Origin of the sequence: Enterobacter sp. ECC-249 (genome assembly GCF_043965265.1) — a bacterium.
GTDB lineage: Bacteria > Pseudomonadota > Gammaproteobacteria > Enterobacterales > Enterobacteriaceae > Enterobacter > Enterobacter quasiroggenkampii.
Genome location: NZ_CP143660.1, coordinates 953,629 through 978,706 on the forward strand (window position 1 = coordinate 953,629; position 25,078 = coordinate 978,706).

26 protein-coding genes are annotated in these 25,078 nt (G+C 55.8%); 11 read left to right on the top strand and 15 right to left on the bottom strand.

From position 1 onward, the window contains the following. Positions 1-33: 33 nt before the first annotated feature. Positions 34-624, top strand: coding sequence for a LysE family translocator (locus V1587_RS04595; protein ID WP_371899627.1), 591 nt, complete (start codon positions 34-36; stop codon positions 622-624). On the opposite strand, the gene V1587_RS04600 is transcribed toward V1587_RS04595, so the two are convergent. The 5 genes from V1587_RS04600 to aspA form a co-directional block, all read right to left on the bottom strand. After that, entirely contained in the window at positions 621-1,196 is a 576-nt protein-coding gene (locus tag V1587_RS04600; RefSeq protein WP_032641387.1) for a transcriptional regulator, read from the bottom strand. The two genes, V1587_RS04595 and V1587_RS04600, sit on opposite strands and share 4 nt — an antisense overlap. Before the next feature lie 49 nt (positions 1,197-1,245). Beyond that, a complete protein-coding gene (locus V1587_RS04605) occupies positions 1,246-2,937 on the bottom strand; it encodes a protein-disulfide reductase DsbD (RefSeq protein ID WP_395314519.1) in 1,692 nt (563 codons plus the stop codon). Next, entirely contained in the window at positions 2,913-3,236 is a 324-nt protein-coding gene (gene cutA, locus V1587_RS04610; protein WP_014168278.1) for a divalent cation tolerance protein CutA, read from the bottom strand. The genes V1587_RS04605 and cutA overlap by 25 nt, the downstream gene beginning before the upstream one ends. Positions 3,237-3,349: 113 nt before the next feature. Then, positions 3,350-4,651, bottom strand: a complete 1,302-nt coding sequence (locus tag V1587_RS04615; protein ID WP_024907357.1) for an anaerobic C4-dicarboxylate transporter — start codon at positions 4,649-4,651, stop codon at positions 3,350-3,352. A gap of 115 nt (positions 4,652-4,766) precedes the next feature. Further along, positions 4,767-6,203 carry an aspartate ammonia-lyase gene (gene aspA / locus V1587_RS04620; protein ID WP_003855923.1) on the bottom strand — a complete coding sequence of 479 codons (1,437 nt, stop codon included), beginning with the start codon at positions 6,201-6,203 and terminating at the stop codon, positions 4,767-4,769. Between the two features lie 335 nt (positions 6,204-6,538). On the opposite strand from aspA, the gene V1587_RS04625 reads away from it, so the two are divergent. Continuing rightward, on the top strand, positions 6,539-7,003 hold the full coding sequence (locus V1587_RS04625) for an FxsA family protein (protein WP_025758222.1): 465 nt from the start codon (positions 6,539-6,541) through the stop codon (positions 7,001-7,003). A 34-nt stretch (positions 7,004-7,037) separates the two neighbouring features. Here the strand turns inward: V1587_RS04625 and yjeH are convergent, their stop codons facing one another. Beyond that, a complete protein-coding gene (gene yjeH, locus V1587_RS04630; protein WP_371899625.1) occupies positions 7,038-8,279 on the bottom strand; it encodes an L-methionine/branched-chain amino acid transporter in 1,242 nt (413 codons plus the stop codon). Positions 8,280-8,458: 179 nt separating this feature from the next. On the opposite strand from yjeH, the gene V1587_RS04635 reads away from it, so the two are divergent. The 3 genes from V1587_RS04635 (at position 8,459) to V1587_RS04645 (ending at position 10,915) form a co-directional block, all read left to right on the top strand. After that, entirely contained in the window at positions 8,459-8,752 is a 294-nt protein-coding gene (locus tag V1587_RS04635) for a co-chaperone GroES (RefSeq protein WP_003855929.1), read from the top strand. A 31-nt stretch (positions 8,753-8,783) separates the two neighbouring features. Next, positions 8,784-10,427, top strand: coding sequence for a chaperonin GroEL (gene groL / locus V1587_RS04640; protein ID WP_023310114.1), 1,644 nt, complete (start codon positions 8,784-8,786; stop codon positions 10,425-10,427). A gap of 134 nt (positions 10,428-10,561) precedes the next feature. Then, positions 10,562-10,915 carry a DUF4156 domain-containing protein gene (locus V1587_RS04645; protein WP_023310115.1) on the top strand — a complete coding sequence of 118 codons (354 nt, stop codon included), beginning with the start codon at positions 10,562-10,564 and terminating at the stop codon, positions 10,913-10,915. 65 nt (positions 10,916-10,980) lie between these two features. On the opposite strand, the gene epmB is transcribed toward V1587_RS04645, so the two are convergent. Next, positions 10,981-12,009, bottom strand: coding sequence for an EF-P beta-lysylation protein EpmB (gene epmB / locus V1587_RS04650; RefSeq protein ID WP_371899624.1), 1,029 nt, complete (start codon positions 12,007-12,009; stop codon positions 10,981-10,983). Between the two features lie 40 nt (positions 12,010-12,049). Between epmB and efp the strand changes: the two genes are divergently transcribed. The 3 genes from efp (at position 12,050) to ecnB (ending at position 13,061) form a co-directional block, all read left to right on the top strand. Next, positions 12,050-12,616 carry an elongation factor P gene (gene efp, locus V1587_RS04655; protein ID WP_010427766.1) on the top strand — a complete coding sequence of 189 codons (567 nt, stop codon included), beginning with the start codon at positions 12,050-12,052 and terminating at the stop codon, positions 12,614-12,616. A gap of 58 nt (positions 12,617-12,674) precedes the next feature. Further along, positions 12,675-12,806, top strand: a complete 132-nt coding sequence (locus V1587_RS04660; protein WP_024907352.1) for an entericidin A/B family lipoprotein — start codon at positions 12,675-12,677, stop codon at positions 12,804-12,806. A 108-nt stretch (positions 12,807-12,914) separates the two neighbouring features. Then, entirely contained in the window at positions 12,915-13,061 is a 147-nt protein-coding gene (gene ecnB / locus V1587_RS04665; protein WP_003025482.1) for a lipoprotein toxin entericidin B, read from the top strand. A 37-nt stretch (positions 13,062-13,098) separates the two neighbouring features. On the opposite strand, the gene V1587_RS04670 is transcribed toward ecnB, so the two are convergent. Further along, positions 13,099-13,698 (bottom strand): LuxR C-terminal-related transcriptional regulator, encoded by a 600-nt coding sequence (locus tag V1587_RS04670; RefSeq protein ID WP_371899623.1) that lies wholly within the window; start codon positions 13,696-13,698, stop codon positions 13,099-13,101. 261 nt (positions 13,699-13,959) lie between these two features. Here V1587_RS04670 and sugE point away from each other — a divergent pair, with 261 nt between their 5' ends. Further along, complete coding sequence (sugE, locus tag V1587_RS04675) at positions 13,960-14,277, top strand: quaternary ammonium compound efflux SMR transporter SugE (protein ID WP_371899622.1); 318 nt, start codon at positions 13,960-13,962, stop codon at positions 14,275-14,277. On the opposite strand, the gene V1587_RS04680 is transcribed toward sugE, so the two are convergent. Beyond that, on the bottom strand, positions 14,274-14,804 hold the full coding sequence (locus V1587_RS04680) for a lipocalin family protein (RefSeq protein WP_371899621.1): 531 nt from the start codon (positions 14,802-14,804) through the stop codon (positions 14,274-14,276). The genes sugE and V1587_RS04680 overlap by 4 nt on opposite strands. A gap of 137 nt (positions 14,805-14,941) precedes the next feature. Next, positions 14,942-16,084 carry a cephalosporin-hydrolyzing class C beta-lactamase ACT-173 gene (locus tag V1587_RS04685; RefSeq protein WP_367187917.1) on the bottom strand — a complete coding sequence of 381 codons (1,143 nt, stop codon included), beginning with the start codon at positions 16,082-16,084 and terminating at the stop codon, positions 14,942-14,944. 132 nt (positions 16,085-16,216) lie between these two features. Between V1587_RS04685 and ampR the strand changes: the two genes are divergently transcribed. After that, positions 16,217-17,092 (top strand): LysR family transcriptional regulator AmpR, encoded by an 876-nt coding sequence (ampR, locus tag V1587_RS04690; RefSeq protein WP_371899620.1) that lies wholly within the window; start codon positions 16,217-16,219, stop codon positions 17,090-17,092. Positions 17,093-17,121: 29 nt separating this feature from the next. Here ampR and frdD read toward each other — a convergent pair whose 3' ends face one another. Genes frdD through frdA form a run of 4 tightly spaced genes read right to left on the bottom strand, consistent with a single transcriptional unit; the run spans position 17,122 to position 20,415 of the window. Next, positions 17,122-17,481 carry a fumarate reductase subunit FrdD gene (gene frdD, locus V1587_RS04695; RefSeq protein WP_000609653.1) on the bottom strand — a complete coding sequence of 120 codons (360 nt, stop codon included), beginning with the start codon at positions 17,479-17,481 and terminating at the stop codon, positions 17,122-17,124. A gap of 10 nt (positions 17,482-17,491) precedes the next feature. Continuing rightward, complete coding sequence (gene frdC / locus V1587_RS04700) at positions 17,492-17,887, bottom strand: fumarate reductase subunit FrdC (RefSeq protein WP_371899631.1); 396 nt, start codon at positions 17,885-17,887, stop codon at positions 17,492-17,494. 10 nt (positions 17,888-17,897) lie between these two features. Further along, positions 17,898-18,632 carry a succinate dehydrogenase/fumarate reductase iron-sulfur subunit gene (locus tag V1587_RS04705; RefSeq protein ID WP_023310124.1) on the bottom strand — a complete coding sequence of 245 codons (735 nt, stop codon included), beginning with the start codon at positions 18,630-18,632 and terminating at the stop codon, positions 17,898-17,900. Beyond that, on the bottom strand, positions 18,625-20,415 hold the full coding sequence (gene frdA, locus V1587_RS04710) for a fumarate reductase (quinol) flavoprotein subunit (protein WP_045909546.1): 1,791 nt from the start codon (positions 20,413-20,415) through the stop codon (positions 18,625-18,627). Before frdA ends, V1587_RS04705 begins: the two co-directional genes overlap by 8 nt. Before the next feature lie 310 nt (positions 20,416-20,725). On the opposite strand from frdA, the gene epmA reads away from it, so the two are divergent. Then, positions 20,726-21,703: an elongation factor P--(R)-beta-lysine ligase gene (gene epmA, locus V1587_RS04715; protein WP_371899619.1), complete on the top strand. Its 978-nt coding sequence runs from the start codon at positions 20,726-20,728 to the stop codon at positions 21,701-21,703. Positions 21,704-21,747: 44 nt separating this feature from the next. On the opposite strand, the gene mscM is transcribed toward epmA, so the two are convergent. Further along, positions 21,748-25,071, bottom strand: a complete 3,324-nt coding sequence (gene mscM, locus V1587_RS04720; RefSeq protein ID WP_371899630.1) for a miniconductance mechanosensitive channel MscM — start codon at positions 25,069-25,071, stop codon at positions 21,748-21,750. Positions 25,072-25,078 lie beyond the last annotated feature (7 nt).

The following is a 25,078-nucleotide window of genomic DNA, read 5'->3' on the forward strand; positions in this document are numbered from 1 at the left end:
CACATTCATGGCTCTAATAAAAAGGAGCTACCTGTGAGTTTGATACCCTTTCTGTTGTTCGCATTTGTCGCCTCCATTACGCCGGGGCCAACCAATATTCTGGTGCTGACGAACAGCCAGCACTTTGGCGTAAAAAATACCGTACCTGCGATTCTGGGCGGGTGTATAGCGGCCAGTGCGATCGTGCTGCTATCAGGCGCGGGCGCAGGAGAAGTGCTGCGTCAGTATCCTCTGATACGTCAGATAATGAGCTGGGCAGGCGTGCTGTGGCTAAGCTGGATGAGCTGGCAGCTGTTTCGCGCCCCGGCCACCCGTCTTTCCGCCGAGAACCGTATCCGATTCACCGCTCAGGCGGCGGCGCTGCTGCAGATCGTGAATCCCAAAACCTGGATGATGGCGCTGGCAGTCGTCAGTCTGTTTACCCCTGCTGGCGACCATGCATTGCGGGATATTGCGTTAATGGCGCTATGGTTTCTGCTTATCTCAATAGCCTGTTTGATGTGCTGGGCGTGGCTGGGTAAAGCGGTGAACCGAATTTTTCGCACCACCGTGGCGATGGTGCGGTTTCAGCGCCTGATGGCGCTGTGTCTGCTCGTCTCCGCCTGGGCGGGCATGCTGGCTTAGGTCAGTGCTCCGCCCATACGGCACTGGGCAAAGCGCAGAATATCTTCCGCCAGGCGGTGCGCCGTATCCACATCGGCCTGGCTACGGTTCACCAGCATGCGGCTGAGGCAACCTTCCAGCACCAGCTCCATTTGTTTAGCCACCATCGCAGGGTCATCGACTTCCAGCGTGGTCAGCAGTTCGTGGGTAAAGTCATGCGCGGCCCGTTTTTGCTGATCCGCTAGCTGATGGATAGGATGCCCAGGGTCAGGAAAATAAGTGCAGGCGGCGATGAACAAACAACCCGGATAGCGGTTGTTGCTGACACATTCCGTCAGGGCGGTATAGCGCGCCAGCAGCTTTTGCTCCGCAGTCAGTTCTTCATTCAGCATCAGCTGTCTGCGCCAGACATCAACCTGCTGGCTGAGATAGCGCAGGGCATCATAGAGTAGCGCTTCTTTATCTGGCCAGAAGCGCTTAAGTTCATCCAGGGGGTAATCGATACGGTCGGCTACCATCTCAAGCGTGGTGCTGGCGATCCCTTGAATCTCAAGTAATTGCAGGGCTTGTCCCAGTACGTCTTCACGTTGCACGGTTATCTCCTCCGCTATTCCCAACGGTTTGTCCCGTTTAAAGTGTTGTTTACGGTTGGCGATTGCGCAAATGCGCGCTAAATGCCGCTGCATCCATAAACCCGGTTACACGCTGCCCTGGCTGCTCCTGGCCCTGCTTATCGAAGAACAGAATGGTGGGAAGCCCGAGCACGTTAAGCTGCTTCAGCAGGGCCTTATCCTGCGCATTATTGGCTGTCACGTTCGCCTGGAGCAGAACAGTCTCTTTCAGGGCGTTTTGCACCTCTGGATCGCTAAAGGTGTATTTCTCAAATTCTTTGCAGGCGACGCACCAGTCAGCATAAAGATCGAGCATCACCGGTTTGCCTTTTGCCTGTGCGAGCGCGCTGTTGAGCCCATCAACGTTCTTAATCTGGATGAAGTTCAAATGCGCCTGCGTCTGGCCTACCGGCGAGCCGAACGCCCAGTCCTGAAGAGGACGCACGCTCACCAGCGCGGCGGCGAGCAGGAGGATTTGCACCAGGCGCATCCACGCTTTTTTTGCCCCCAGACTGACAATAAACGCCCAGGAGAAGAATGCTACGCCGAGCATCGCCCAGAGGCGAGTGCCCCACACGTCACCCGTAATGCGTTCCAGCAGGAATACAGGCAGCGCGAGAATCACAAAGCCAAACGCGGTTTTCACCGTCTCCATCCAAGGGCCGCTCTTCGGAAGAAGTCGATTACCGAAAACTGTGACCAGAATCAGCGGCAGGCCCATGCCCAGCGCGTAGAGGTACAGCGTACCCCCGCCGAGCCACATATTGCCGCTCTGGGCGATATAGAGCAGGATGGCGCTCAGCGGTGCGGTGGTGCAAGGGGAGCAAATCAAACCGGCGATGGCACCCATTACAAACACGCCGCCTGCCGAGCCTCCCTGCTGACGGTTACTCATCAGCGTTAAGCGTGTCTGCAAAGCCGAGGGTAACTGCAGGGTAAACAGGCCGAACATCGACAGTGCCAGCAGGATGAAGACCACCGACAAGCCAATAAGGACGTAAGGATGCTGCAGTGCGGCCTGGAACTGTAACCCGGCAGCGGCAACCACAAGGCCGAGTGCCGTGTAGGTCAGGGCCATACCCTGCACGTAAATAAAGGCCAACAGCAGAGCGCGTGCGGTGGAAAGCCGTTGCTTACCGCCCAGCACGATGCCAGAGATGAGCGGATACATCGGCAGCACGCAGGGGGTAAAGGCAATGCCAATACCAATCAGTAAGGCCCACAGCGCGGAGAACGGAAGGTCAGCGGGAGCTTCACGCTTCTCGCCCGAAGGAAGAGGAAGAACCGTGGCTGACGCTTTCACTTCACTAAGCGGAACCACCTTTGTTTCAGGTGGATAGCAGAATCCGGCATCCGCGCACCCTTGATAGGTGACGGTCAGCGTCGCACCTTTATCCGCCTGATTCACCGTGACGGGGATGCTTAAGCGCTGGCGGTAGATTTCACTCTTGCCGTAGAACTCGTCCTCGTGCCATTCGCCAGCGGGCAACCGTAATGCGTCCACGCTGGCCTGAGCAGGCGTAATGCTCACCTGCTTGCGATAGAGGTAATAGCCCTCTTTCACCTGCCAGGTAAGATTAAGATCGTGCTGGTTTTGCTGAAAGTCGAAAACGAACGCCTGGTCGGCAGGAATAAAGTTCGAGCGGCCGGGCGCGTCAAACAACCCGGCAAAAGCTGACGTGCTGCACAGCAGCAGGATCAGCGTAAAGAAGCGTTGAGCCATGAGAGATAGTCGTTATCGCCATGAACTACTGGCAGGACCAGCAGCTCCGGGGTTTGGTATGGATGATGAGATTTGAGGCAGTCCAGGAGAGCCTGCTGATTCGCCAGATTAGTTTTGAGCAACATCTGAACTTCGTACTCTTGCTCCAGCTTGCCTTCCCAATAGTAAAGAGAGGTAGCGCCGGGGAGGAGCGTCACGCAGGCAGCCAGCTTTTCGGCCAACACTTTGGCGGCGAGGTCCTGGGCAGAGGCTTCATCAGGGGCGGTACACAGTACGACAACAGCATCAGGCGTGTTCACAAGTCGACCTCCTCATCACGAAAGTCTTCACTATATCACGCAAGGCGATTGGTCATTAATGAAACGGGCCGCAGAGCGGCCCGATTTTAACTATTTTTACAACCACTCACCGTTTACAGCACCACGCCGCCGATGATAAAGCCAAGTATCACGCAAAGCGAAATGGCGACCACGCCCGGGATCAGGAACGCGTGGTTAAACACATACTTGCCGATACGGGTTGAGCCGGTGTCGTCCATCTCCACCGCCGCCAGCAGCGTTGGGTAGGTTGGCAGAACGAACAGGGCAGAAACCGCCGCGAAAGAGGCAATCGCCGTCAGCGGGGTAACGCCCAGCATCAGTGCCGCAGGCATCAGCGCTTTGGTGGTCGCCGCCTGGGAATAAAGTAGGGTAGCGGCAAAGAACAGCACCACCGCCAGCAGCCACGGATAGTTGTGCAGCAGGTCGCCTGCTACGGTCTGAATGTCGCTGATGTGCGCTTTCACGAAGGTATCACCGAGCCACGCCACGCCCAGCACGCACACGCAGGCGCTCATACCGGATTTGAAGGTGCTGGCGTTCAGCACTTCGCTGGTATCAATTTTACAGGTGATGCTAATCAGCGTCGCGATGGTCAGCATGAACACCACAATCGCTTCGTTACGCGGCAGGACCGGGTTTTGGATCAGGCCCACGGTATCGCTGATGGCGGTCGCATAGAACATGACGGCGACGATACCGATCAGGAACAGCAGCACGGAGCGCTTCGCATGTGGCTTCAGTTCGAAGACCTGGCTGCCGCGCAGGCTCACTTCACCTTTTGCCAGACGCTCCTGATAAACCGGATCGTCCTTCAGTTCAGCGCCGAGGAAGTTGCACAGAACGGCGGTAATCATCACCGCAATCAGCGTCACCGGGATACAGATCGCCAGCAGCGTCAGGTAGCTCACGCCCATCGGCTCCAGAATACCGGCGAAGAAGACCACCGCAGCGGAAATCGGCGAGGCGGTAATGGCGATCTGGGACGCGACGACGGCAATGGAGAGCGGACGCGACGGACGGATACCCTGTTCTTTTGCCACTTCGGTAATCACCGGTAACGTGGAGAAAGCGGTGTGGCCAGTACCGGCGAGAATGGTCATAAACCAGGTCACCAGCGGAGCAAGGAAGGTAATGTATTTAGGGTGGCGGCGCAGCATGCGCTCCGCCAGGCTCACCAGGTAGTCCATACCGCCTGCCACCTGCATGGCGGCGATAGCGGCAATAACTGCCATGATGATTTCGATAACGTCGAACGGGATTGCGCCGGGTTTAATCTGAAAGATAAGGGTAAGAACGAGCACCCCGAGACCACCAGCAAAACCGATGCCGATACCCCCGAGCCTTGCTCCCAAATAAATCGCCAACAAGACGATGACGAGTTCTGCTCCAAACATAAGGACCTTCCTTGCTTATTAACAAGTTGATATTGAATTGTTGTATTTTGGTAACACCTAAAAAGAAAAAAGGCACGTCACAAGTGACGTGCCTTAAGAAGCCTAGCCTGAACGGTTACTGTTCGCTTTCATCGGTATATCGTTTTGCTTTATATGCCGGGTGCATCAGGTTCTGGGCCGAGAAGATATCGTCCAGCTCCGCTTCGGTCAACAGCCCGCGCTCCAGCACTACTTCACGTACGCTCTTACCGGTTTCGGCGCAAATCTTACCGACGATATCACCGTTGTGGTGACCGATGAACGGGTTGAGGTAGGTGACGATCCCGATGGAGTTATAGACATAACCCTCACAGACTTCTTTATTCGCTGTGATGCCGTTAATGCATTTTTCCAGCAGGTTGTAGCAGGCGTTGGTCAGGATGTGGATAGATTCAAACATCGCCTGGCCAATCACTGGCTCCATCACGTTCAGCTGCAGCTGACCCGCTTCAGAGGCCATGGTAACGGTTGTATCGTTACCGATGACTTTGAAGCAAACCTGATTCACCACTTCTGGCACAACCGGGTTAACCTTGGCCGGCATGATGGATGAACCCGCCTGCAGTTCTGGCAGGTTGATTTCGTTCAGGCCAGCGCGCGGACCGGAAGAGAGCAGGCGCAGGTCGTTACAGATTTTGGACAGTTTCACTGCCAGACGTTTCAGAGCGCTGTGTACCATGACGTAAGCGCCGCAGTCTGATGTCGCTTCAATCAGATCTTCTGCAGGCACAACCGGCAGGTTGGACACTTCAGCCAGCTTCTGTACCGCCAGCTGCTGATAGCCATCCGGGGTGTTCAGACGCGTACCGATGGCGGTGGCGCCCAGGTTCACTTCCAGCAGCAGCTCGGAGGTGCGCAGCAGGTTTTTGGTCTCTTCGTTCAGCAGTACGTTAAACGCGTGGAATTCCTGTCCGAGTGTCATCGGCACCGCATCCTGCAGCTGGGTACGACCCATTTTCAGGATGTCCTGGAACTCAACCGCTTTACGCTGGAAGCCATCGCCCAGTTGGTTGATCGCATCCACCAGTTTCACCACGGAAGCATACACCGCGATACGGAAGCCGGTTGGGTAGGCGTCGTTGGTGGACTGGCATTTGTTAACGTGGTCGTTCGGGTTCAGGTACTGGTATTCACCTTTCTGGTGACCCATCAGCTCCAGGCCAATGTTTGCCAGTACTTCGTTAGTATTCATGTTGACGGAGGTGCCCGCGCCGCCCTGATAGACGTCAACCGGGAACTGGTCCATGCATTTGCCGTTGTTCAGCACTTCATCGCAGGCTGCGATAATCGCATTTGCCGCGCTTTTAGGAATGGTTTGCAGCTCTTTGTTGGCCAGTGCTGCGGCTTTCTTCACCATCACCATGCCACGAACAAACTCAGGGATGTCGCTGATTTTGCTGTTGCTGATGTAGAAGTTTTCAATCGCTCTCAGAGTGTGAACACCGTAGTAGGCATCCGCTGGAACTTCCCTGGTACCCAACAAGTCTTCTTCGATACGAATGTTGTTTAACATGTGAACCTTCTTTTCAAGCTGCCGATGGATTGTACTAAACACACAGTATATATGTGGTTTTGAATATTTTCTGGCCGACGATTATTCCCTCAATCAGCCAGATGCTCGAGATCATATGCTGATGATAGCGAATTGCCGTAAGCTGGATCACTTATTATCGAGCCGATTCCATGATAATTATTAATCTGTGAAATGGGTCACCGCTTTAATATTTCCAAAAAAAATATCCGTGCAAACTGATTGAATTTTCGCTAACCGTCACCATCTCATACAAACGCGCGTCGCGAACACATTCAGACAGGGGCCCGATGGCCTCTGCCACACAGGAGATGCCAGTGCGCTGGATACCGTTTATTGCTTTCTTTCTCTATGTTTACATTGAGATTTCCATTTTCATCCAGGTTGCCCATGTGCTGGGCGTCCTGCTGACGCTGATTCTGGTGATTTTCACCTCCGTCATCGGCATGTCGCTGGTGCGTAATCAGGGTTTCAAAAATTTCCTGATAATGCAGCAGAAGATGGCCGCAGGCGAAAGCCCGGCGGCGGAGATGATCAAAAGCGTATCGTTGATTATTGCGGGGCTGCTGCTGATTCTGCCGGGGTTCTTCACCGATTTCCTCGGCCTTCTGCTGCTTCTGCCGCCGGTGCAAAAGCACCTGACCATGAAGCTGCTGCCGCATCTGCGCTTTAGCCGTATGCCCGGCGGTGGGTTCAGCACCGGGCCAGGCGACACGTTTGAAGGGGAGTATCAGCGCAAGGATGAACAGCACGACCGTTTAGACCATAAAGACGATCGGTGATTGATTTGCCCGGTGGCGCTTCGCTTACCGGGCTCTACAGGCGCGTATCGCGCTTCGGTAAAAATACCCACAACACCGCCAGCATGACGATGGCGTACAAACTCTTCCATCCCACCATCGCCAGCAACAGCAGGCACAGCAGTCCCCCAACAACCGCCAGTGCTTTATAACGGCCTTTCAGCAAACGGCATCCCGCCAGCATGCACAGCAGGTAGATCATAATAAAAATGCCGTTGGCGTAAACCAGCAGCGTATCCAGATTGATCTTCAGGGCGTAAATGCACAGCGTACTCAGCACGCAGCAGCCCAGTACGGCATTCAGGGCATTCAGCGGCAGCTGGCGTTTAGACAGGCGCGCGAGGCGGTTATCAGGTTTATCCAGCGCCTGCGACCACACCAGACGGGCAAAGCTCTGGATATAAATGTTGAGGCTGGCAAAACAGGCCAGATAGCCGATGACGCAGGCAATCCACAGCGCCTTCACGCCAAACAGTTCAACCACGATCCCCGGCAGCGATGCCGCGGCGGCGAGATCCGCGCCGAACGCGTGGAAGTGCAATACCAGCACGGTACACGCCCAGTAGACCGTACCCGCCAGCAGCAGGCCGATCATCAGCGCACGGGGGAAATCACGTTCAGGCTGCTTAAATTCCGACGCCAGATGGGCAAAGGCTTCCAGACCGACAAAACACCAGAACATGACGGAGAGGGCGGCAAAAAGCTGCGAGCGGTCGACGTCTGTTACCGCCGGGAAGGGTATCTCCTTTACGGTGATATCGCCCGCCCACCAGATAGCGGCCACAAGCGCGACAATCAGCACCGCAACCAGCGTCTGCAGGTTGGCGCTGGAGCTGGCGCCGCGTGAACCCACCCACCAGACGATAGCCAGCGTCCCCAGCTCGGCCAGCAACAGCTGCTCGTGATGCCAGCCAAACAGCGCCTGCCCAAAACCTGTCGCAATATGCAGCGCCGCCGGGAGGCCAACCGGAATGACGGAGAGAAACAGCCAGCCGGTCACACGCTCCAGCCGTGCGCCAAAGGCCAGACCGACAAAGTGCGCCACGCCGCCCGCGCTGGGGAAATGCCGCCCCAGAATGGCAAACACAATGGCTATCGGGAAAACCAGCACAATCAATACCGGCCACGCCCACAGGCTGTTATTTCCTGCCGCCAGCGCCGCCAGTGCGGGTACGGCAAACACGCCCGTACCTAACAAGGAGGTTGAGAGCAGGCCAACGCCCTGCGCCAGCCCCAACTCCTGCTTGAGTCCACTCATTGACATCGCCCTGCCAGTACCAAAAGAGAGGCGATGGTAACACTTTCGCAAATTTTTTTTTCAACTCCCCCTTGAAGGGGTAAAAAGCTATCCCCATCTCTCAGGGCACTAGTCGGAAAACCGCATGCGGGCCGGCGTCATCCATAACTGATAATGACTTTCTCAAAGGAGAGCTATCAATGAGTATTCGTCCGTTACATGATCGTGTGATCGTCAAACGTAAAGAAGTTGAAACCAAGTCTGCTGGCGGCATCGTTCTGACCGGTTCTGCAGCAGCCAAATCAACGCGTGGCGAAATCATCGCTGTCGGTAAGGGCCGCATCCTGGAAAACGGAACTGTGCAGCCGCTGGACGTTAAAGTTGGTGACATCGTAATTTTCAACGATGGCTACGGCGTGAAATCCGAGAAGATCGACAATGAAGAAGTGTTGATCATGTCCGAGAGCGACATTCTGGCAATTGTTGAAGCGTAATTTACGCACGAGAATTTGAGGAAATAAGAACATGGCAGCTAAAGACGTAAAATTCGGTAACGACGCTCGTGTAAAAATGCTCCGCGGCGTAAACGTACTGGCAGATGCAGTTAAAGTGACCCTGGGCCCGAAAGGCCGTAACGTAGTGCTGGATAAATCCTTCGGCGCGCCAACCATCACCAAAGATGGTGTTTCTGTAGCTCGTGAAATCGAGCTGGAAGACAAGTTCGAAAACATGGGCGCGCAGATGGTGAAAGAAGTTGCCTCTAAAGCGAACGACGCTGCAGGCGACGGTACCACCACCGCGACCGTTCTGGCGCAGGCAATCATCACCGAAGGTCTGAAAGCCGTTGCTGCGGGCATGAACCCAATGGATCTAAAACGTGGTATCGACAAAGCTGTCGCCTCCGCTGTTGAAGAACTGAAAGCGCTGTCCGTACCTTGCTCTGACTCTAAAGCCATTGCTCAGGTTGGTACTATCTCCGCTAACTCCGACGAAACCGTAGGTAAACTGATCGCTGAAGCGATGGACAAAGTCGGTAAAGAAGGCGTGATCACCGTTGAAGACGGTACCGGTCTGGAAGACGAACTGGACGTGGTTGAAGGTATGCAGTTCGACCGCGGTTACCTGTCCCCATACTTCATCAACAAGCCAGAAACTGGTGCTGTTGAGCTGGAAAGCCCGTTCATTCTGCTGGCTGACAAGAAAATCTCCAACATCCGCGAAATGCTGCCGGTACTGGAAGCCGTTGCGAAAGCAGGCAAACCGCTGGTTATCATCGCTGAAGACGTTGAAGGCGAAGCGCTGGCAACGCTGGTGGTTAACACCATGCGCGGCATCGTGAAAGTGGCTGCGGTTAAAGCACCTGGCTTCGGCGATCGCCGTAAAGCGATGCTGCAGGATATCGCTACCCTGACCGGCGGTACCGTCATCTCCGAAGAGATCGGTATGGAGCTGGAAAAAGCGACCCTGGAAGACCTGGGCCAGGCGAAACGCGTTGTGATCAACAAAGACACCACCACCATCATCGATGGCGTGGGTGAAGAAGCCGCTATTCAGGGCCGCGTAGGTCAGATCCGTAAGCAGATCGAAGAAGCGACTTCCGATTACGACCGTGAAAAACTGCAGGAGCGCGTAGCGAAACTGGCAGGCGGCGTTGCGGTAATCAAAGTCGGTGCTGCGACCGAAGTTGAAATGAAAGAGAAAAAAGCTCGCGTTGACGATGCCCTGCACGCGACCCGTGCTGCGGTAGAAGAAGGCGTGGTTGCTGGTGGTGGTGTCGCGCTGGTGCGTGTTGCCGCTAAACTGGCTGGCCTGACCGCTCAGAACGAAGACCAGAACGTAGGTATCAAAGTTGCGCTGCGCGCAATGGAAGCCCCTCTGCGTCAGATCGTTTCTAACGCCGGTGAAGAGCCATCTGTAGTTGCGAACAACGTGAAAGCGGGCGAAGGTAACTACGGTTACAACGCAGCAACTGAAGAATACGGTAACATGATCGACTTCGGTATCCTGGATCCAACGAAAGTAACCCGTTCTGCTCTGCAGTACGCGGCCTCTGTTGCTGGTCTGATGATCACCACCGAGTGCATGGTGACCGACCTGCCTAAAGGCGATGCGCCTGACTTAGGTGCTGCTGGCATGGGCGGCATGGGCGGTATGGGCGGCATGATGTAATCATGCGTTCTACGTCGTAGAATGTGAAAAACCCCCGGGCAGAGATGCTCGGGGGTTTTTCTTTTGGTCATCTTTTAGGTATAAGATTTACACACGGACAACTACTGTCCAGCTTATTGAAAACGAGGAATAACATGCGCGTAAAAGTCTGTGCAGGGATTGTAGGGGCAGCATTGCTGCTGGCGGGTTGTAGCTCCAGCAATGAGCTGTCGGCAGCGGGCCAGGGCGTTCGCTTTGTGGAAGATAAGCCTGGCAGTGAATGCCAGCTGTTAGGCACGGCAACCGGTGAGCAAAGCAACTGGATGTCAGGTCAGCATGGCGAAGAAGGTGGCTCGATGCGCGGTGCGGCGAATGCCCTGCGTAACCAGGCTGCGGCAATGGGCGGGAACGTGATTTACGGCGTGAGCAGCCCAACGCAGAGTATGCTGTCCAGCTTCGTGCCGACCGCCAGCCAGATGAACGGCCAGGTCTACAAGTGCCCAAACTGAGTTAACTTGCTGATGGCGCTGCGCCCGGACCCCGTAGGGCAGGTAAGCGTAGCGCCACCTGCCTTTTAGTGTTGCCGCAGCTGCAAATCCAGCGGCGTCTTGCTCGGCTCTCCGCCAATCTCGCGTGCCAGCTTCGGCACCATATAGCCTGAAACCAGCGTTAACAGTTCGCGCATAATCTGCCGGGCTTCTTCATCCGTCACCATGAAATGGGCCGCGCCCTGAACGCGATCCAGCACGTGCAGGTAATAGGGCATCACTCCGGCATCAAACAGGGCATTGCTCAGGTCAGCCAGCACGCGGGCGCTGTCATTGACGCCTCGCAGCAGCACGCTCTGGTTCAGCAACGTTACGCCCGCTTTACGCAGACGCGCCATCGCCGCGCGAAAATCATCGTCAATTTCGTTCGCGTGGTTGATATGGTTCACCAGCAGCACCTGCAATCTTGACTGCTCCAGGCGTGACACCAGCCCATCGGTGATCCGTGCCGGAATGACAATCGGTAAACGACTGTGAATGCGCAGGCGCTTGATGTGCGGGATGGCTTCAAGCTGTGTCAGCAGCCAGTCCAGCTCGTGATCTTTTGCCATCAGCGGGTCGCCGCCGGAAAAAATAATCTCATCCAGCTCCGGATGGTCGGCAATATAGTCCAGCGCGACCTGCCAGTTGCGTTTATTGCCCTGATTTTCGGCGTAAGGGAAGTGCCGACGGAAGCAATAACGACAATTTACCGCACAGCCGCCCTTTACCAGCAGCAGGGCACGGTTGAGATATTTGTGCAGTAAACCAGGCACCACGCTGTTCTGCTCTTCCAGCGGATCGGTGCTGTATCCCGGCGCGGTGATAAACTCATCCTGCGAAGTAAGCGTTTGTTTTAAAAGTGGATCGTCGGGGTTGCCTTTCTCCATTCGTGCCACAAACGCACGGGGAACGCGCAGGGCGAAAAGGCGCTTTGCCTCGCGGCCTGCAAGCAACTCTGGGTGCTGATCGAGGTCTAAAAGACGCAGCAATTCATCAGGACTGGTGATTACATCGGCAAGTTGCGATAACCAATCTTCTCTGGACGGGGTGTTTAGGGTTACAATATGCGCCATTTTGTGGCTTAGCTACCAGTTAACAAATTTAGAGGGCCTTATGGCAACGTACTATAGCAACGATTTTCGTGCTGGTCTTAAAATCATGATGGACGGCGAACCGTACGCGGTTGAAGCCAGCGAATTCGTTAAACCAGGTAAAGGCCAGGCATTCGCACGCGTTAAGCTGCGCCGTCTGCTGACCGGTACCCGTGTTGAGAAAACCTTCAAGTCTACTGACTCCGCTGAAGGCGCTGATGTTGTTGATATGAACCTGACCTACCTGTACAACGACGGTGAGTTCTATCATTTCATGAACAACTCCACTTTCGAACAGCTGTCTGCTGATGAGAAAGCGGTAGGTGACAGCGCTAAATGGCTGCTGGATCAGGCTGAGTGCATCGTGACCCTGTGGAACGGCCAGCCTATCGCTGTGACCCCACCAAACTTCGTAGAACTGGAAATCGTTGAAACCGATCCAGGTCTGAAAGGTGATACCGCAGGTACCGGCGGTAAACCAGCCAAACTGTCTACCGGCGCCGTGGTTAAAGTGCCACTGTTCGTACAGACTGGCGAAGTGATCAAAGTGGATACCCGCTCCGGCGAATACGTATCCCGCGTGAAGTAATTTACGTCATGATTGAAGGCGCAGCGCCCGCTGCGCCTGATTTTTGCAGGCAGGGATGATGAAACGTACTGTTAAAATTCTGCTTCTGTTAGCGCTTTCCAGTGCATTGCTTTCCGGCTGTAACACCACGCGTGGAATGGGACAAGATATCCAGGATCTCGGTCATATCATTTCTCACGCCGCCAGTTAAGTTCTTCTAATTTTCCTAAAAACGCTTCCTTTTCCGTCAATCGGCGGGATTTTGTCTATTCTTAAGTTGCTATACACAAAACAACTTTGGCTATAAAAGGAAGATATTATGGTTAAGAAGACAATTGCAGCGATCTTTTCAGTTCTGGTACTTTCTTCAGTATTAACGGCCTGTAATACCACGCGTGGCGTCGGTCAGGATATTTCTGAAGGTGGTAGCGCAATCTCTGGTGCGGCCACAAAAGCTCAGCAGTAATTAACATACGGTACGAGACCTGCCGGGTTTCGTACCGTCAGCTTTCTGATTCCTGCAGGGATAAGAACGGAGAAAAACGTGTATCCATATGCAGTTTCATGCGGATATTGCGTTTGTAGGTATAGACCGTTTTTCCGTTGATACTCAGGTGAGCGGCAATTTTTTGATTGCTTGCACCGTCCATCCACAATGTCAGGACCTTCTCTTCCTGCCGGGTCAGCAAGGGGGCAGCCGCCGTTGGCCTGTCAGCGCTGGCGCGCGAGATTAATGCGTCGTTGATAGTCGTCGCCACTTCTTCGAGACTGGCGTTTTTCAACAGCGACGACCACACCGGGAACTGTCCGAGCCAGTCGGTCATGCCGCGCTCCTCTCCCGATTGCAGCAAAATAAACGGTAAACGTTCACTGGCGTTCAGCAACGATGAGAGCTGCTGAAAATGGTGAATATCCTGCCTGAAGCCGTAAAGATCGGCGATAACCAGCGTAGGTTTCCATTGCAGAATGTGTTCCCTGGCAAGGAACAGATTATTTAGCCCGGTCACAACGTAGTGTCCCGGGAACAAACCGGAATGATTGAGCCATGCTTCAAACCCCGTGCGGGTGAAGTGACAACGGTCAATCAAGAGAATTTTGAACATATTTTATTCGCAGTCGGCTAGTGGTTTGGCTTCCTGCCATCAGAAAGCACATCATCATAGAGAAGTCGGATGAGTGCTAAATGCCGGAACTACGCGCCATACTGCGGCTATTTCTTGCCTTAACGTGTTCAGCAAAAAATGATTGAAAAAAAATAGCACGCTAACCACAATATGGGGCGTAATCTCTGCCTTACGGGACGACCCGTAAGCGTTTCTTTCACCGGGGACGGCCCCAACTTGAATTAAGTTAAGGAGCCTGAAATGTCCTGGATCATTCTTTTTATTGCTGGCCTGCTCGAAGTGGTATGGGCGATTGGTCTCAAATACACCCACGGATTTACCCGTCTGACGCCCAGCGTCATTACCGTCACCGCCATGATCGTGAGTATTATGCTGTTATCCTGGGCGATGCGCTCGCTGCCTGTGGGAACGGCTTATGCCGTCTGGACGGGCATTGGTGCGGTGGGGGCCGCCATCACCGGCATTCTGCTGCTGGGAGAGTCAGCGAGTCTGGCGCGTATCGCCAGCCTCGCCTTGATTGTGGCCGGGATTATTGGGCTGAAGCTCAGCACCCATTAATGGGGTTGTTTTACCCAGATGAGTTTTGACACATCAAACCCTTGCCGGGTCGCGACGTCCAGCATCTGCTGTTTCATTTCTGACGAAATAGCTGGCGTGCGGGAAAGTATCCACAGATAGTCGCGATCCGGCCCGCAGACCAGCGCGTGACGGTACTCTCTGTCGAGCGCGATCACGTTATAGCCGCCATAAAACGGGCCAAAGAAAGAGACTTTGAGCGCGGCCCGTCGCGGGTCGCCCGTGAAGTACGCTTTCCCAATCGACTGCTGCCACATCTCCCGATCGGGATTATAGCCCCGGTTGATCACCTGAATACCGCCATCATCCATCGGGCTGTAATTCGCAGTGACCTTCTCTAAGCCCTGCTCAAACCGATGGTCGAGGCGCGCGATTTCATACCATGTTCCAAGGAAGCGTTGTGCATCGAAAGGCGTGACGACGGTAACGCCAGGCGGAGGGGTAGGGGAACTACAGGCAACCACTAAAAACGCGGCTGTCACCGCGGCGATAACAGGCAGAATGCGCATAGGAGTTTCCTTACTGTTTTTTGTTAAGTGTAGATGACGGCAAGGAAAATGTGGTTTTTATGCGGTGTGTTTCGCCGGGCGTCCACCCCTGGGATTTTGTAGGCCGGGTAAGCGTTAGCGCCACCCGGCAATGTTTACTACAGCGCGCTCAAAATACGGTATGCCGCATCAACGCGTGCCGGGTTCGGATAGCTTTTATTCGCCAGCATTACAATGCCGAGCTGTTTTTCAGGAATAAATGCCACGTAGCTGCCAAACCCACCGGTAGAGCCTGTTTTATGGACCCAGGACGCGTTGACCGGGGGCGCCGGTGGATTCACTTCTCTCGCAGGCAACGGTGCCAGCGCCACCTTATTGTCGCTGCCTTCAACCACGGTTTTGGCATCGACCGGCCAGTTAAGCATTTCCCAGCCTAACCCCTGATACATGGCCCCCACGCGCCAGTAGCGAGACTGCGCCAGGGCAATGCCTTTCCTGAGTGAACTATCCTGAAGCGAGTCCGGCTTCATGTTGACCATCACCCAGCTTGCCATATCCTGCACGTTGGTTTTCACGCCATAGGCTTCCGCATCCAGCATTCCTGGCGAAACGTGGACCGCTTTACCGTCGCTGTATCCCCAGGCGTAATGCGCCTCTTCCGTTTTCGGAACGTTAATCCAGGTATGGTCCAGCTTGAGTGGCTTAAAGACCCGCGTCGTTATGGCCTGCTCATAGCTCATGCCGGAAGGTTTGACCGCCAGCGCGCCAAAAAGACCGATGCTGGCATTGGCGTAAAGACGCGTGGTGCCCGGCTTCCACTGCGGCTGCCAGTTTTGATAAAAGCGCAGCAGAGCGGCGTTATCCGTGACTTCATCCGGTACCTGTAACGGCAGACCGCCTGCGGTATAGGTTGCCAGATCCAGCATGCGAATGCCCTGCCACTGTTTGCCCGTCAGCTCAGGCCAGTATTTTGTCACCGGATCGCCGAGCGATATTTCACCGCGAGCAATGGCATCGCCACCCAATACGCCGGTGAAGGTTTTACTTATAGAGCCCAGCTCGAACAAGGTTTGTGGGGTAACGGGTTTGTTTGCCGCAACATCGGCTTTACCGAAGGTAAAGTAGTGCGGCTGACCCTGATAAATCACCGCCACCGCCATACCCGGGATGGCCTGCGCATTCATCAACGGCGTAACGGTACGTTCCACCACCTCAGCCAGCTGTTTTTCGGACATCGGTGCGGCGAATGCAGAGCTGGCAACGCTGAGCAGCAGGGCACAGCTTAGGGATTTTGTCATCATCAGTTATCTTCCGTAATAGCAGTTCAAGGGAGTGTCCGGGCCCGTCAGACCGCTGTAGTCTGTTGGATTTGACTATGGCTGACAAACGGTTAAATTTAGCATTAGCTGTTAATTTTTCTAACGGACGAGACCATGACGCGCAGCTATCTTCCTCTTAATTCACTGCGGGCGTTCGAAGCTGCTGCCAGGCACCTCAGTTTTACTCATGCCGCTATCGAGCTGAATGTCACCCATTCCGCGATTAGCCAGCACGTAAAGGCGCTTGAGCAGCACCTTAACTGCCAGCTGTTTGTCCGCGTTTCGCGAGGGCTGATGTTGACTACCGAAGGCGAAAATTTGCTGCCGGTGCTGAATGACTCGTTCGATCGTATCGCCGGAATGCTGGATCGCTTTGCCAGCCAGCGCGCTCAGGAGAAGCTCAAAATAGGTGTGGTAGGGACTTTTGCCACGGGTGTTTTATTCTCGCTGCTCGCGGACTTTCGCCGCTGCTATCCGCATATAGATCTTCAGCTTTCCACCCATAACAATCGCGTCGATCCTGCGGCTGAAGGGCTTGATTACGCCATTCGCTACGGTGGTGGGGCGTGGCATGGAACCGATGCTGAGTTCCTTTGCCCTGCGCCGCTGTCTCCCCTCTGTACACCTGACATAGCCTCAGTTCTTAAAAGCCCGGCAGATATCCTGAAGTTTACCCTGCTGCGTTCTTACCGGCGCGACGAGTGGGCGGCGTGGATGCAGGCAGCGGGTGAACATCCTCCCTCGCCGACGCACCGGGTGATGGTGTTTGATTCGTCCGTGACCATGCTGGAAGCCGCGCAGGCAGGCGCAGGGATTGCCATTGCGCCTGTCGACATGTTTACCCATTTACTCAGCAGCGAGCGCATCGTGCAGCCGTTTGTAACGCAGATTGACCTCGGCAGCTACTGGCTGACAAGACTACAGTCACGGACAGAAACCCCCGCAATGCGCGAGTTTGCCCAGTGGCTGGTGGGGAAGATGCAGAAATAAAAGGCCCGCCGGATGGCGGGCCTGAAGCGTCAGATGGTGACCACGGCAATCAGCGTCACCACGGTCAGGATGGTCGCCAGACCGTAGAACACCCATTTACCGCTCGGGACATGGATTTTCAGGTCATGCATCGCATGGTGAATACGGTGCAGGCCACACCACAGCGGCAGGACGATCATCAGGAAGATGAACACGCGGCCGATAAAGCTGCTCGCGAACGCCAGTACGCGCTCGTAGCTCAGCGCATCGCCCGGGAACAGCCCCAGCGGCAGCATAATGCCGACCAGCAGAATGATGACGGGGGCAATGATGGCACTCCACATGCCGCCTGCGCCAAAGAGGCCCCAGAAGACCGGCTCGTCAGAACGTTTTGGATTTGGATTGATCACTTTAGTCTCCTTACCAGAACAGTGCGACAAACAGAATGACCACAGTGACCAGAATCGTCACTGCCCAGAGCCCTTTAATCACCGGCTCAGGCCCCATTTTCTCGTCTTTTACGATGATGTTCGCCGCTTTTGGCGCCAGTTCAAACCAGGTTTTGGTATGCAGCAGCGCCGCCGCGAGTACGATCAGGTTCAGAATGACAATGATCGGGTTTTGCAGGAAACCGACAAAGCTGGCCCAGGTTTCCGGACCGTGCTTGAGGGCAAAAACGCCGTACATCAGCTCAAGGCTGAACCAGACCGCCGGTACCGCCGTGCCTTCACGCAGCATATAGAAGCGATAAAACGGCAGGTTTTTCCACCAGGTGGACGGCATTGGCCGCACATAGGCTTTGCGTTTAGTCGTCATCATGCACTCCTTAGCGTGGTTTCAGGGTAGCGATAAGAAAGTCTTTCGAGCTTTCCACTTTACCCTGCTGAATAGCGGCGGCCGGGTCGACGTGCTTCGGACAGACTTCGGAGCAGTAGCCCACAAAGGTACAGCTCCAGACGCCGTTCTGGCTGTTTAGCTGCGCCATACGTTCTTTTTTGCCGTGGTCGCGGCTGTCCTCGTTATAGCGGTGCGCCAGGGTAATGGCGGCCGGGCCGATGAACTCCTTGTTCAGGCCAAACTGTGGACAGGCGGCGTAGCAAAGACCGCAGTTGATGCAGCCTGAGAACTGATGGTATTTCGCCATCTGCGCCGGCGTCTGGGTGTTTGGCCCCTGATCCGGCGTGCGTGGGTTACCAATGATGTACGGCTTAATCGCTTCCAGGCTTTCGATAAAGTGGGTCATATCGACCACCAGATCGCGTTCAATCGGGAAGTTGCCCAACGCTTCGACCTTAATGCCCTTGGTGTATTCGCGCAGGAAGGTCTTACAGGCCAGCTTCGGCACTTTGTTGACCATCATGCCGCAGGATCCGCAGATTGCCATGCGGCAGGACCAGCGGTAGCTTAGGTCTGGCGCCAGGTTGTCTTTGATATAGCCGAGCGCATCCAGCAGGGAGGTTTGCTCGTCGTAAGGGACTTCATAGAACGCGCTGTGGGGTGCGGCGTCCACTTCCGGGTTGTAGCGCACCACTTCAACCTTCATTTTTTGCATCTCAGCCATTCGCCTTCTCCTTCTTCTCGGCGGCTTCTGCTTCTGCACCGTACACGCGCTTAGCCGGCGGCAGCGTAGTGATTTTCACGTCGCTGTAGTCCAGACGTGTGGTGCCATCCGCATCGCGCCAGGCGAGAGTGTGTTTCAGGAAATTGACGTCGTCACGTTCGGTACAGCCTTCGTCCAGACGCTGGTGGGCTCCACGCGACTCTTTACGCGCCAGCGCAGAGTGCGCCATACATTCCGCGACGTTCAAACCGTGGCCCAGCTCGATGGTGTAGAGCAGGTCGGTGTTGAATACGCTGGAGGTATCGGTGATGCGCACGCGCTTGAAGCGCTCCTGCAGCTCAGCCAGCTTGTCGACGGTTTTTTGCATCAGCTCTGGCGTACGGTAAATACCGCAGCCTTCTTCCATCGACAGGCCCATCTCGTCGCGGATCTTAGACCAGTTCTCGTTACCCTCCTGGTTCACCAGATCTTTCAGGCGTTTTTCAACGTCTGCGACCTGCGCATCCAGCGCTGCACCGTTGGCTTCGCCTGCTGTAGCCGCCCGCTCCATCGCGCGCTCGCCCGCCATGCGGCCAAAGACCACCAGCTCTGCCAGCGAGTTAGACCCGAGACGGTTGGCGCCGTGCAGACCCACGGAGGAACACTCGCCGACGGCGAACAGGCCTTTAATGCGGGTTTCGCACTGCTGGTCGGTTTCGATCCCGCCCATGGTGTAGTGCGCCGTTGGGCGTACGGGAATCGGCTCTTTCACCGGGTCGACGCCAACGTAGGCTTTTGCCAGCTCGCAGATGAACGGCAGACGCTCCAGCAGTTTCTTCTCGCCCAGGTGACGCAGGTCGAGATAGACCACATCGCCGCGCGGCGTGGAGATGGTGTTGCCTTTGCGCCACTCGTGCCAGAAGGCCTGAGAGACTTTGTCGCGCGGGCCGAGTTCCATGTATTTGTTCTTCGGCTCGCCGAGCGGGGTTTCCGGGCCCATGCCGTAATCCTGCAGATAGCGGTAGCCGTTTTTATTGACCAGAATACCGCCTTCACCGCGGCAGCCTTCCGTCATCAGAATGCCGGAGCCCGGCAGACCGGTTGGGTGATACTGTACGAACTCCATATCGCGCAGCGGTACGCCGTGGCTCAGCGCCATGCCCATGCCGTCACCGGTGACGATGCCGCCGTTGGTGTTATAACGATAAACGCGACCCGCACCGCCCGTTGCCATTACCACCGCATTGGCGCGGATCTGGACGAGCGTGCCTTCCATCATGTTCATCGCCACCAGGCCGCGCGCGTGTCCATCATCGACCAGAATGTCGAGGACGAAATGTTCATCGAAGCGCTGAATTTGTGGGAACTGAAGGGAGGTCTGGAACAGGGTATGGAGCATGTGGAAGCCGGTTTTATCGGCGGCGAACCAGGTGCGTTCAATCTTCATTCCGCCAAAGCGGCGAACGTTGACGCTGCCGTCCGGACGGCGGCTCCACGGACATCCCCACTGTTCAAGCTGGGTCATTTCTGTTGGACAATGATGAACAAAGTAGTCAACGACATCCTGTTCGCAAAGCCAGTCGCCCCCTGCAACCGTGTCGTGGAAATGGTATTCAAAGCTGTCATGATCCTGCGCAACGGCGGCGGATCCTCCTTCTGCGGCCACCGTGTGGCTGCGCATTGGATAGACTTTTGAAATCAATGCGATTTTAGCGTTGGGATTAGCTTGCGCTGCAGCAATCGCAGCACGTAATCCAGCCCCGCCAGCGCCTATTACGGCAAGATCGGCCTGAAAAGTTTGCACGACATTCCTCCAGATTTTTGTTATTTCGCAACGCGACAAACTAAAGGTAGTTCACCCGTCCAAAAGGACGATTGCGAAAGCGTTTCCACTGCTCCTTTATGGGTAAAACAGTATAACCGCGTAGAAGTCAGGGAAATTTGACGTGTTCGATTTTTTTGCTGTTCTGTCCGGCGATTTATCATTGAGATTGATGAAATGCGTCACGCAATTGTTCACCTAAGTGAAATGCGCTTTTTTACTGCGCAAAATTTGTCTCTGTCCCTGCTAACGAGTAGACTTCGTGCCCTTGTCTGAAATCGGAGAACAACTCATGAGCGAAACGGCCACCTGGCAGCCGAGCGCATCCATCCCTAATCTGTTAAAACGCGCTGCAATTATGACGGAGATCCGCCGTTTCTTTGCCGACCGAGGCGTCCTGGAGGTGGAAACCCCGTGCATGAGTCAGGCAACGGTAACGGATATTCATCTGGTCCCGTTTGAAACCCGTTTTGTTGGCCCCGGCCACTCTCAGGGCATGAATTTGTATCTGATGACCAGCCCGGAATACCACATGAAACGCCTGCTGGCGGCGGGGTGTGGTCCGGTCTATCAGCTGTGCCGTAGTTTCCGTAATGAAGAGATGGGTCGTCACCACAACCCGGAATTCACCATGCTGGAGTGGTACCGCCCGCATTATGATATGTACCGCCTGATGAACGAGGTGGACGATCTGCTGCAGCAGGTCCTGGAGTGCTCAGAAGCTGAAACGCTCTCTTATCAGCAGGCCTTCCAGCGCTATCTGGAAATCGATCCGCTGTCGGCGGACAAAACCCAGCTGCGCGAAGTGGCGGCAAAACTGGATCTGAGCAACGTGGCGGATACCGAAGAAGATCGCGACACGCTGCTGCAGCTGCTGTTCACTTTCGGCGTTGAACCGCAGATTGGCAAAGACCGTCCGACGTTTGTCTATCACTTCCCGGCAAGCCAGGCCTCACTGGCGCAGATCAGTACCGAAGATCATCGTGTCGCAGAGCGTTTTGAGGTCTATTACAAAGGCATCGAGCTGGCGAACGGCTTCCATGAACTGACTGACGCCCGCGAGCAGCAGCAGCGCTTCGAGCAGGATAACCGCAAGCGCGGCGCGCGCGGTCTGCCGCAGCAGCCTATTGATGTTAATCTGCTTGAAGCATTAAAAGCAGGTCTGCCGGATTGCTCCGGCGTGGCGCTGGGTGTTGACCGTCTGGTGATGCTGGCCTTGGGCGCAGAGCAGCTTGGCGATGTGATTGCGTTTACCGTGGATCGAGCCTGACGCCAGTTAACCCTCTCCCGTGGGAGAGGGTAGCCCCGCTTATCTTACAAACTCCCCGCCGGGCGCGTACGCGCCGCTGATGTCAGCGTTCTTCCCGTTTTACGCCCGTCCAGGCTTTCCAGACGCATCTGGAACGGTGGGAACGGCATATCAATACCGTGCGCGCGGAAGCCCGCAAGAATCAGCTGGTGGATCTCATGGCGTAGCGGCATACGGTGTCCCATTTCAGCGGCGTAGATACGCAGCTCGAAAATCTGGATCCCCTGCTGTAAATCCACAAGGAAGACTTCAGGTGCCGGGTTGTCGATCACCAGCGAGCAGCGCTCAGCGGCGGTGTAGAGGATCTGGGTGACCTCTTCGCTGTTAGCGTCCGACGGTGCCGATACCGTCAGCACCACACGGGTAACGGAGTCTGACAGCGACCAGTTGATGAACTGCTCGGTAATAAACGCCTTGTTTGGCACGATGATCTCTTTCCGATCCCAGTCGCTGATCGTCGTCGCACGGGTGTTGATCTTGGTGATGCTGCCGGTCAGATCGCGGATCGTGACGGTATCGCCTATACGGATCGGTTTTTCGAACAGAATGATCAGGCCAGAGATGAAGTTGGCGAAGATCTCCTGTAAACCAAAACCTAACCCGACGCCGAGCGCTGCAACGAGCCACTGGAGCTTCGACCACTCAATGCCGATCATCGAGAAGCCAACCAGCCCGCCAAACAGCATGATCAGATACTTGGTAATGGTCGTGATCGCATATCCCGTACCCGGCGTCAAATCCAGATGCTGCAGCAGCGCCAGCTCCAGCAGCGCCGGGAAGTTGCGCACCAGCTGGGTGGTGATGATCAGCACCAGAATGGCAATCAGCACCGCCCCTAAGGTAATCGGCTCCAGGCTTTCAACACCCTGCACCGTGGAGGTCACGTCCCACAGCGAGATGTTCTCCAGGAAGCCAAATGCGGAGTGGATCTCTGACCACAGGAAGATCACCGACAGGAGGGCAATCAGCATCAGGATAGAACGAACCAGACGCAGGGACTGGGTACTGATGGCATCCAGATCCAGTTCGACTTCGTCCGCCTCCGTCGTGCCTTCCGTACTGTTGACGTGGTTTGGTTCTTCTTCACCCCGCGCACGCTGGGCGAGGATCTCCGCCCGACGATGCTTGGCTCGGTCAAAGGCCAGACGGCGGCGCTGGATCAGCATCCAGCGGCGGATCACGTGGTACACCACCAGCAGCAGGAACCAGATGGCCACCGAGGTTTCCAGCCTCGCCAGCAGCGCCTGCGCGGTTGCCAGATAGCCCACCGCGGCTGCCAGCATCGCAAACAGCGGCGCGCTAAGCAGCAGGTTCCAGAGCAGCCGGTTGAACATATTGTCGCCGCTGCCGGTTTTATCCAGATAGAGCGGTATCCCGGCGCGTTTCAGGCTGAGCGTGACGATGGCCAGCGCTCCGCATATCAGCATAAAGCAGAGGCGGCCCAGCGAGCCTGAGAATTCGCGGTCGTTGAGATTATCGAACATGATCAGCGCCATAATCAGCGGCACAATCAGCCCGATGCTCATCAGATAGTAACGCATGGCGCGCGCCACGCGATTACGCGGCCAGCCAAAGTGGGCGATGAACAGACCATTGGGTCGCGCAAAGGTGGCGCAAATCATGACCACCCACAGCAGCGGCACCGTGGCGGTGACGCCATCGCCAATCGCAACCGCGAGCGGATAGGGCCAGGCTTCACGCAGTCCGTAGCCCAGCGTCATCCACAGCACCGGCAGAGGTGAGGCGACGAGAATCGACCAGAATACGGTGCGCAGCGTCAGCCAGAAGTGATCCTGAGTAACCTTCCCCACCCGGGAGCTGGAACGCTCGAGGAAGCGGGTGAAATGTCTGCGCGAGTAAATGCTGAAGCCCACCAGAATCAACGCCCCCAGCAGCGGGAAAATGGTCTCTTTGCTGGTGAGCATCATCACGCTGGCCTGTCCCAGCTGGCTGAAGGTATCCAGCGAAATCAGACGGCGCAGATCCTGGACAATCTCAATTGGCCACGAGAAGGTCATCGGACGCACGTCTGACGTCCAGAAGAGATAACGGTGCGTCGCTTCGTTTACCTCTTTCAGCGCATCTTCCAGCTGGCTGTTGGAAACTTTTAGCTTGGTCAGCTCAAGAATCAGCGTATCCCCGCCCTGAAGCAGAGAGTTCAGCAGTTCACGCTGGGTACGCATCTGGGCTTCAAGAATGCGGTTTTGCTCGCTGGTCAGGGGCTGTCCGTCAGCCTGACGGATCTGGCGGATTTGCGGCTGCTTATTGAGAAGATCTTCAAAGTGCAGCCGCTGAACGCGCAACTGGGCCATTTCGGTATCCAGCTGCTGCGGCTTAGGCATTTCAGGCAGCCGCGCGACCTGGGCGCGCAGCGCCTCGCCCAGCAGGTTTGACGATCCGAGCCACTGGGACTGCTCGCGCAGGGTGTTAAGCGCCTGACGAACCTGAAGGGTTTGATTGGTGGCCTGACGCTGCTGCGAGGCCACCAGATCCATACGCTGCGCCTGTTGATTCAGCGCGGCCGAAAGCTCACGGTTGACCTTAAACTGCTCAACGATGCCGGCAGGCAGGTTATCGCTATTTTCTGCCAGCAGCTCGGTACTTTCCAGCGCGCGCTCCGCTTCACGCTGGCGCTGGCTGTTGAGCTGGTTGCGCAGGGCCTGAAGGTACGCGTCCAGCTGCTCGCTCTGCTTCTGAGCGAGTTCTGAGCGCATCCGCGACAGCTCCTGGCGGTTATTGGCGGAAAGTTGCGCCAGCTCCAGCTCATCGACAAGAGCCTTCAGGCGAGCCGATTCTGCCTGCAGGCCCAGATTTTGGGCCTGAGCCTGTGGCGTATTGCCGCTTTGCGTACCCACGCGGCGCTCAACTTCATTAAGCTGGCGACGGGCGTCGGTTTGCTGCTGCGGAAGCTGGCTGAGGGAGTCGGCAATTTCGCGCGCTCGCTCCTGCTCCTGCTGAGCAAGGCGGCTCTTTTCCAGAAGCTGGCTGCTGACCTGCAGGATCTCCTGATTCAGCGCGTCGGAGGTCATGCCTGCGGGCACATCGCGTGGTTCGTCACGCAAATTATTGAGCTGCGCGCGCAGCGTCTGCGAGAGTTTGGGGAAGTTGTCGATAACCTGCTGATACTGCTGAGCGCGCTCAAGCGAGCCTTTCCGCTCCTCAAGCGCGTTCAGGGCAGCCTGGAGCGACTCGACGGTCTCTGGCTGAGCGGGTTTGGCCGCTTTGGCCTGCTCCAGTTCCTGGGTTATCTGTTTGGCGTCGGGGGCTGTCGCTGCGTACGCCCCCATGCTGAGGCACCAGGCCATCAGTAGAACGATAATCGGGCGCACGTCAGCG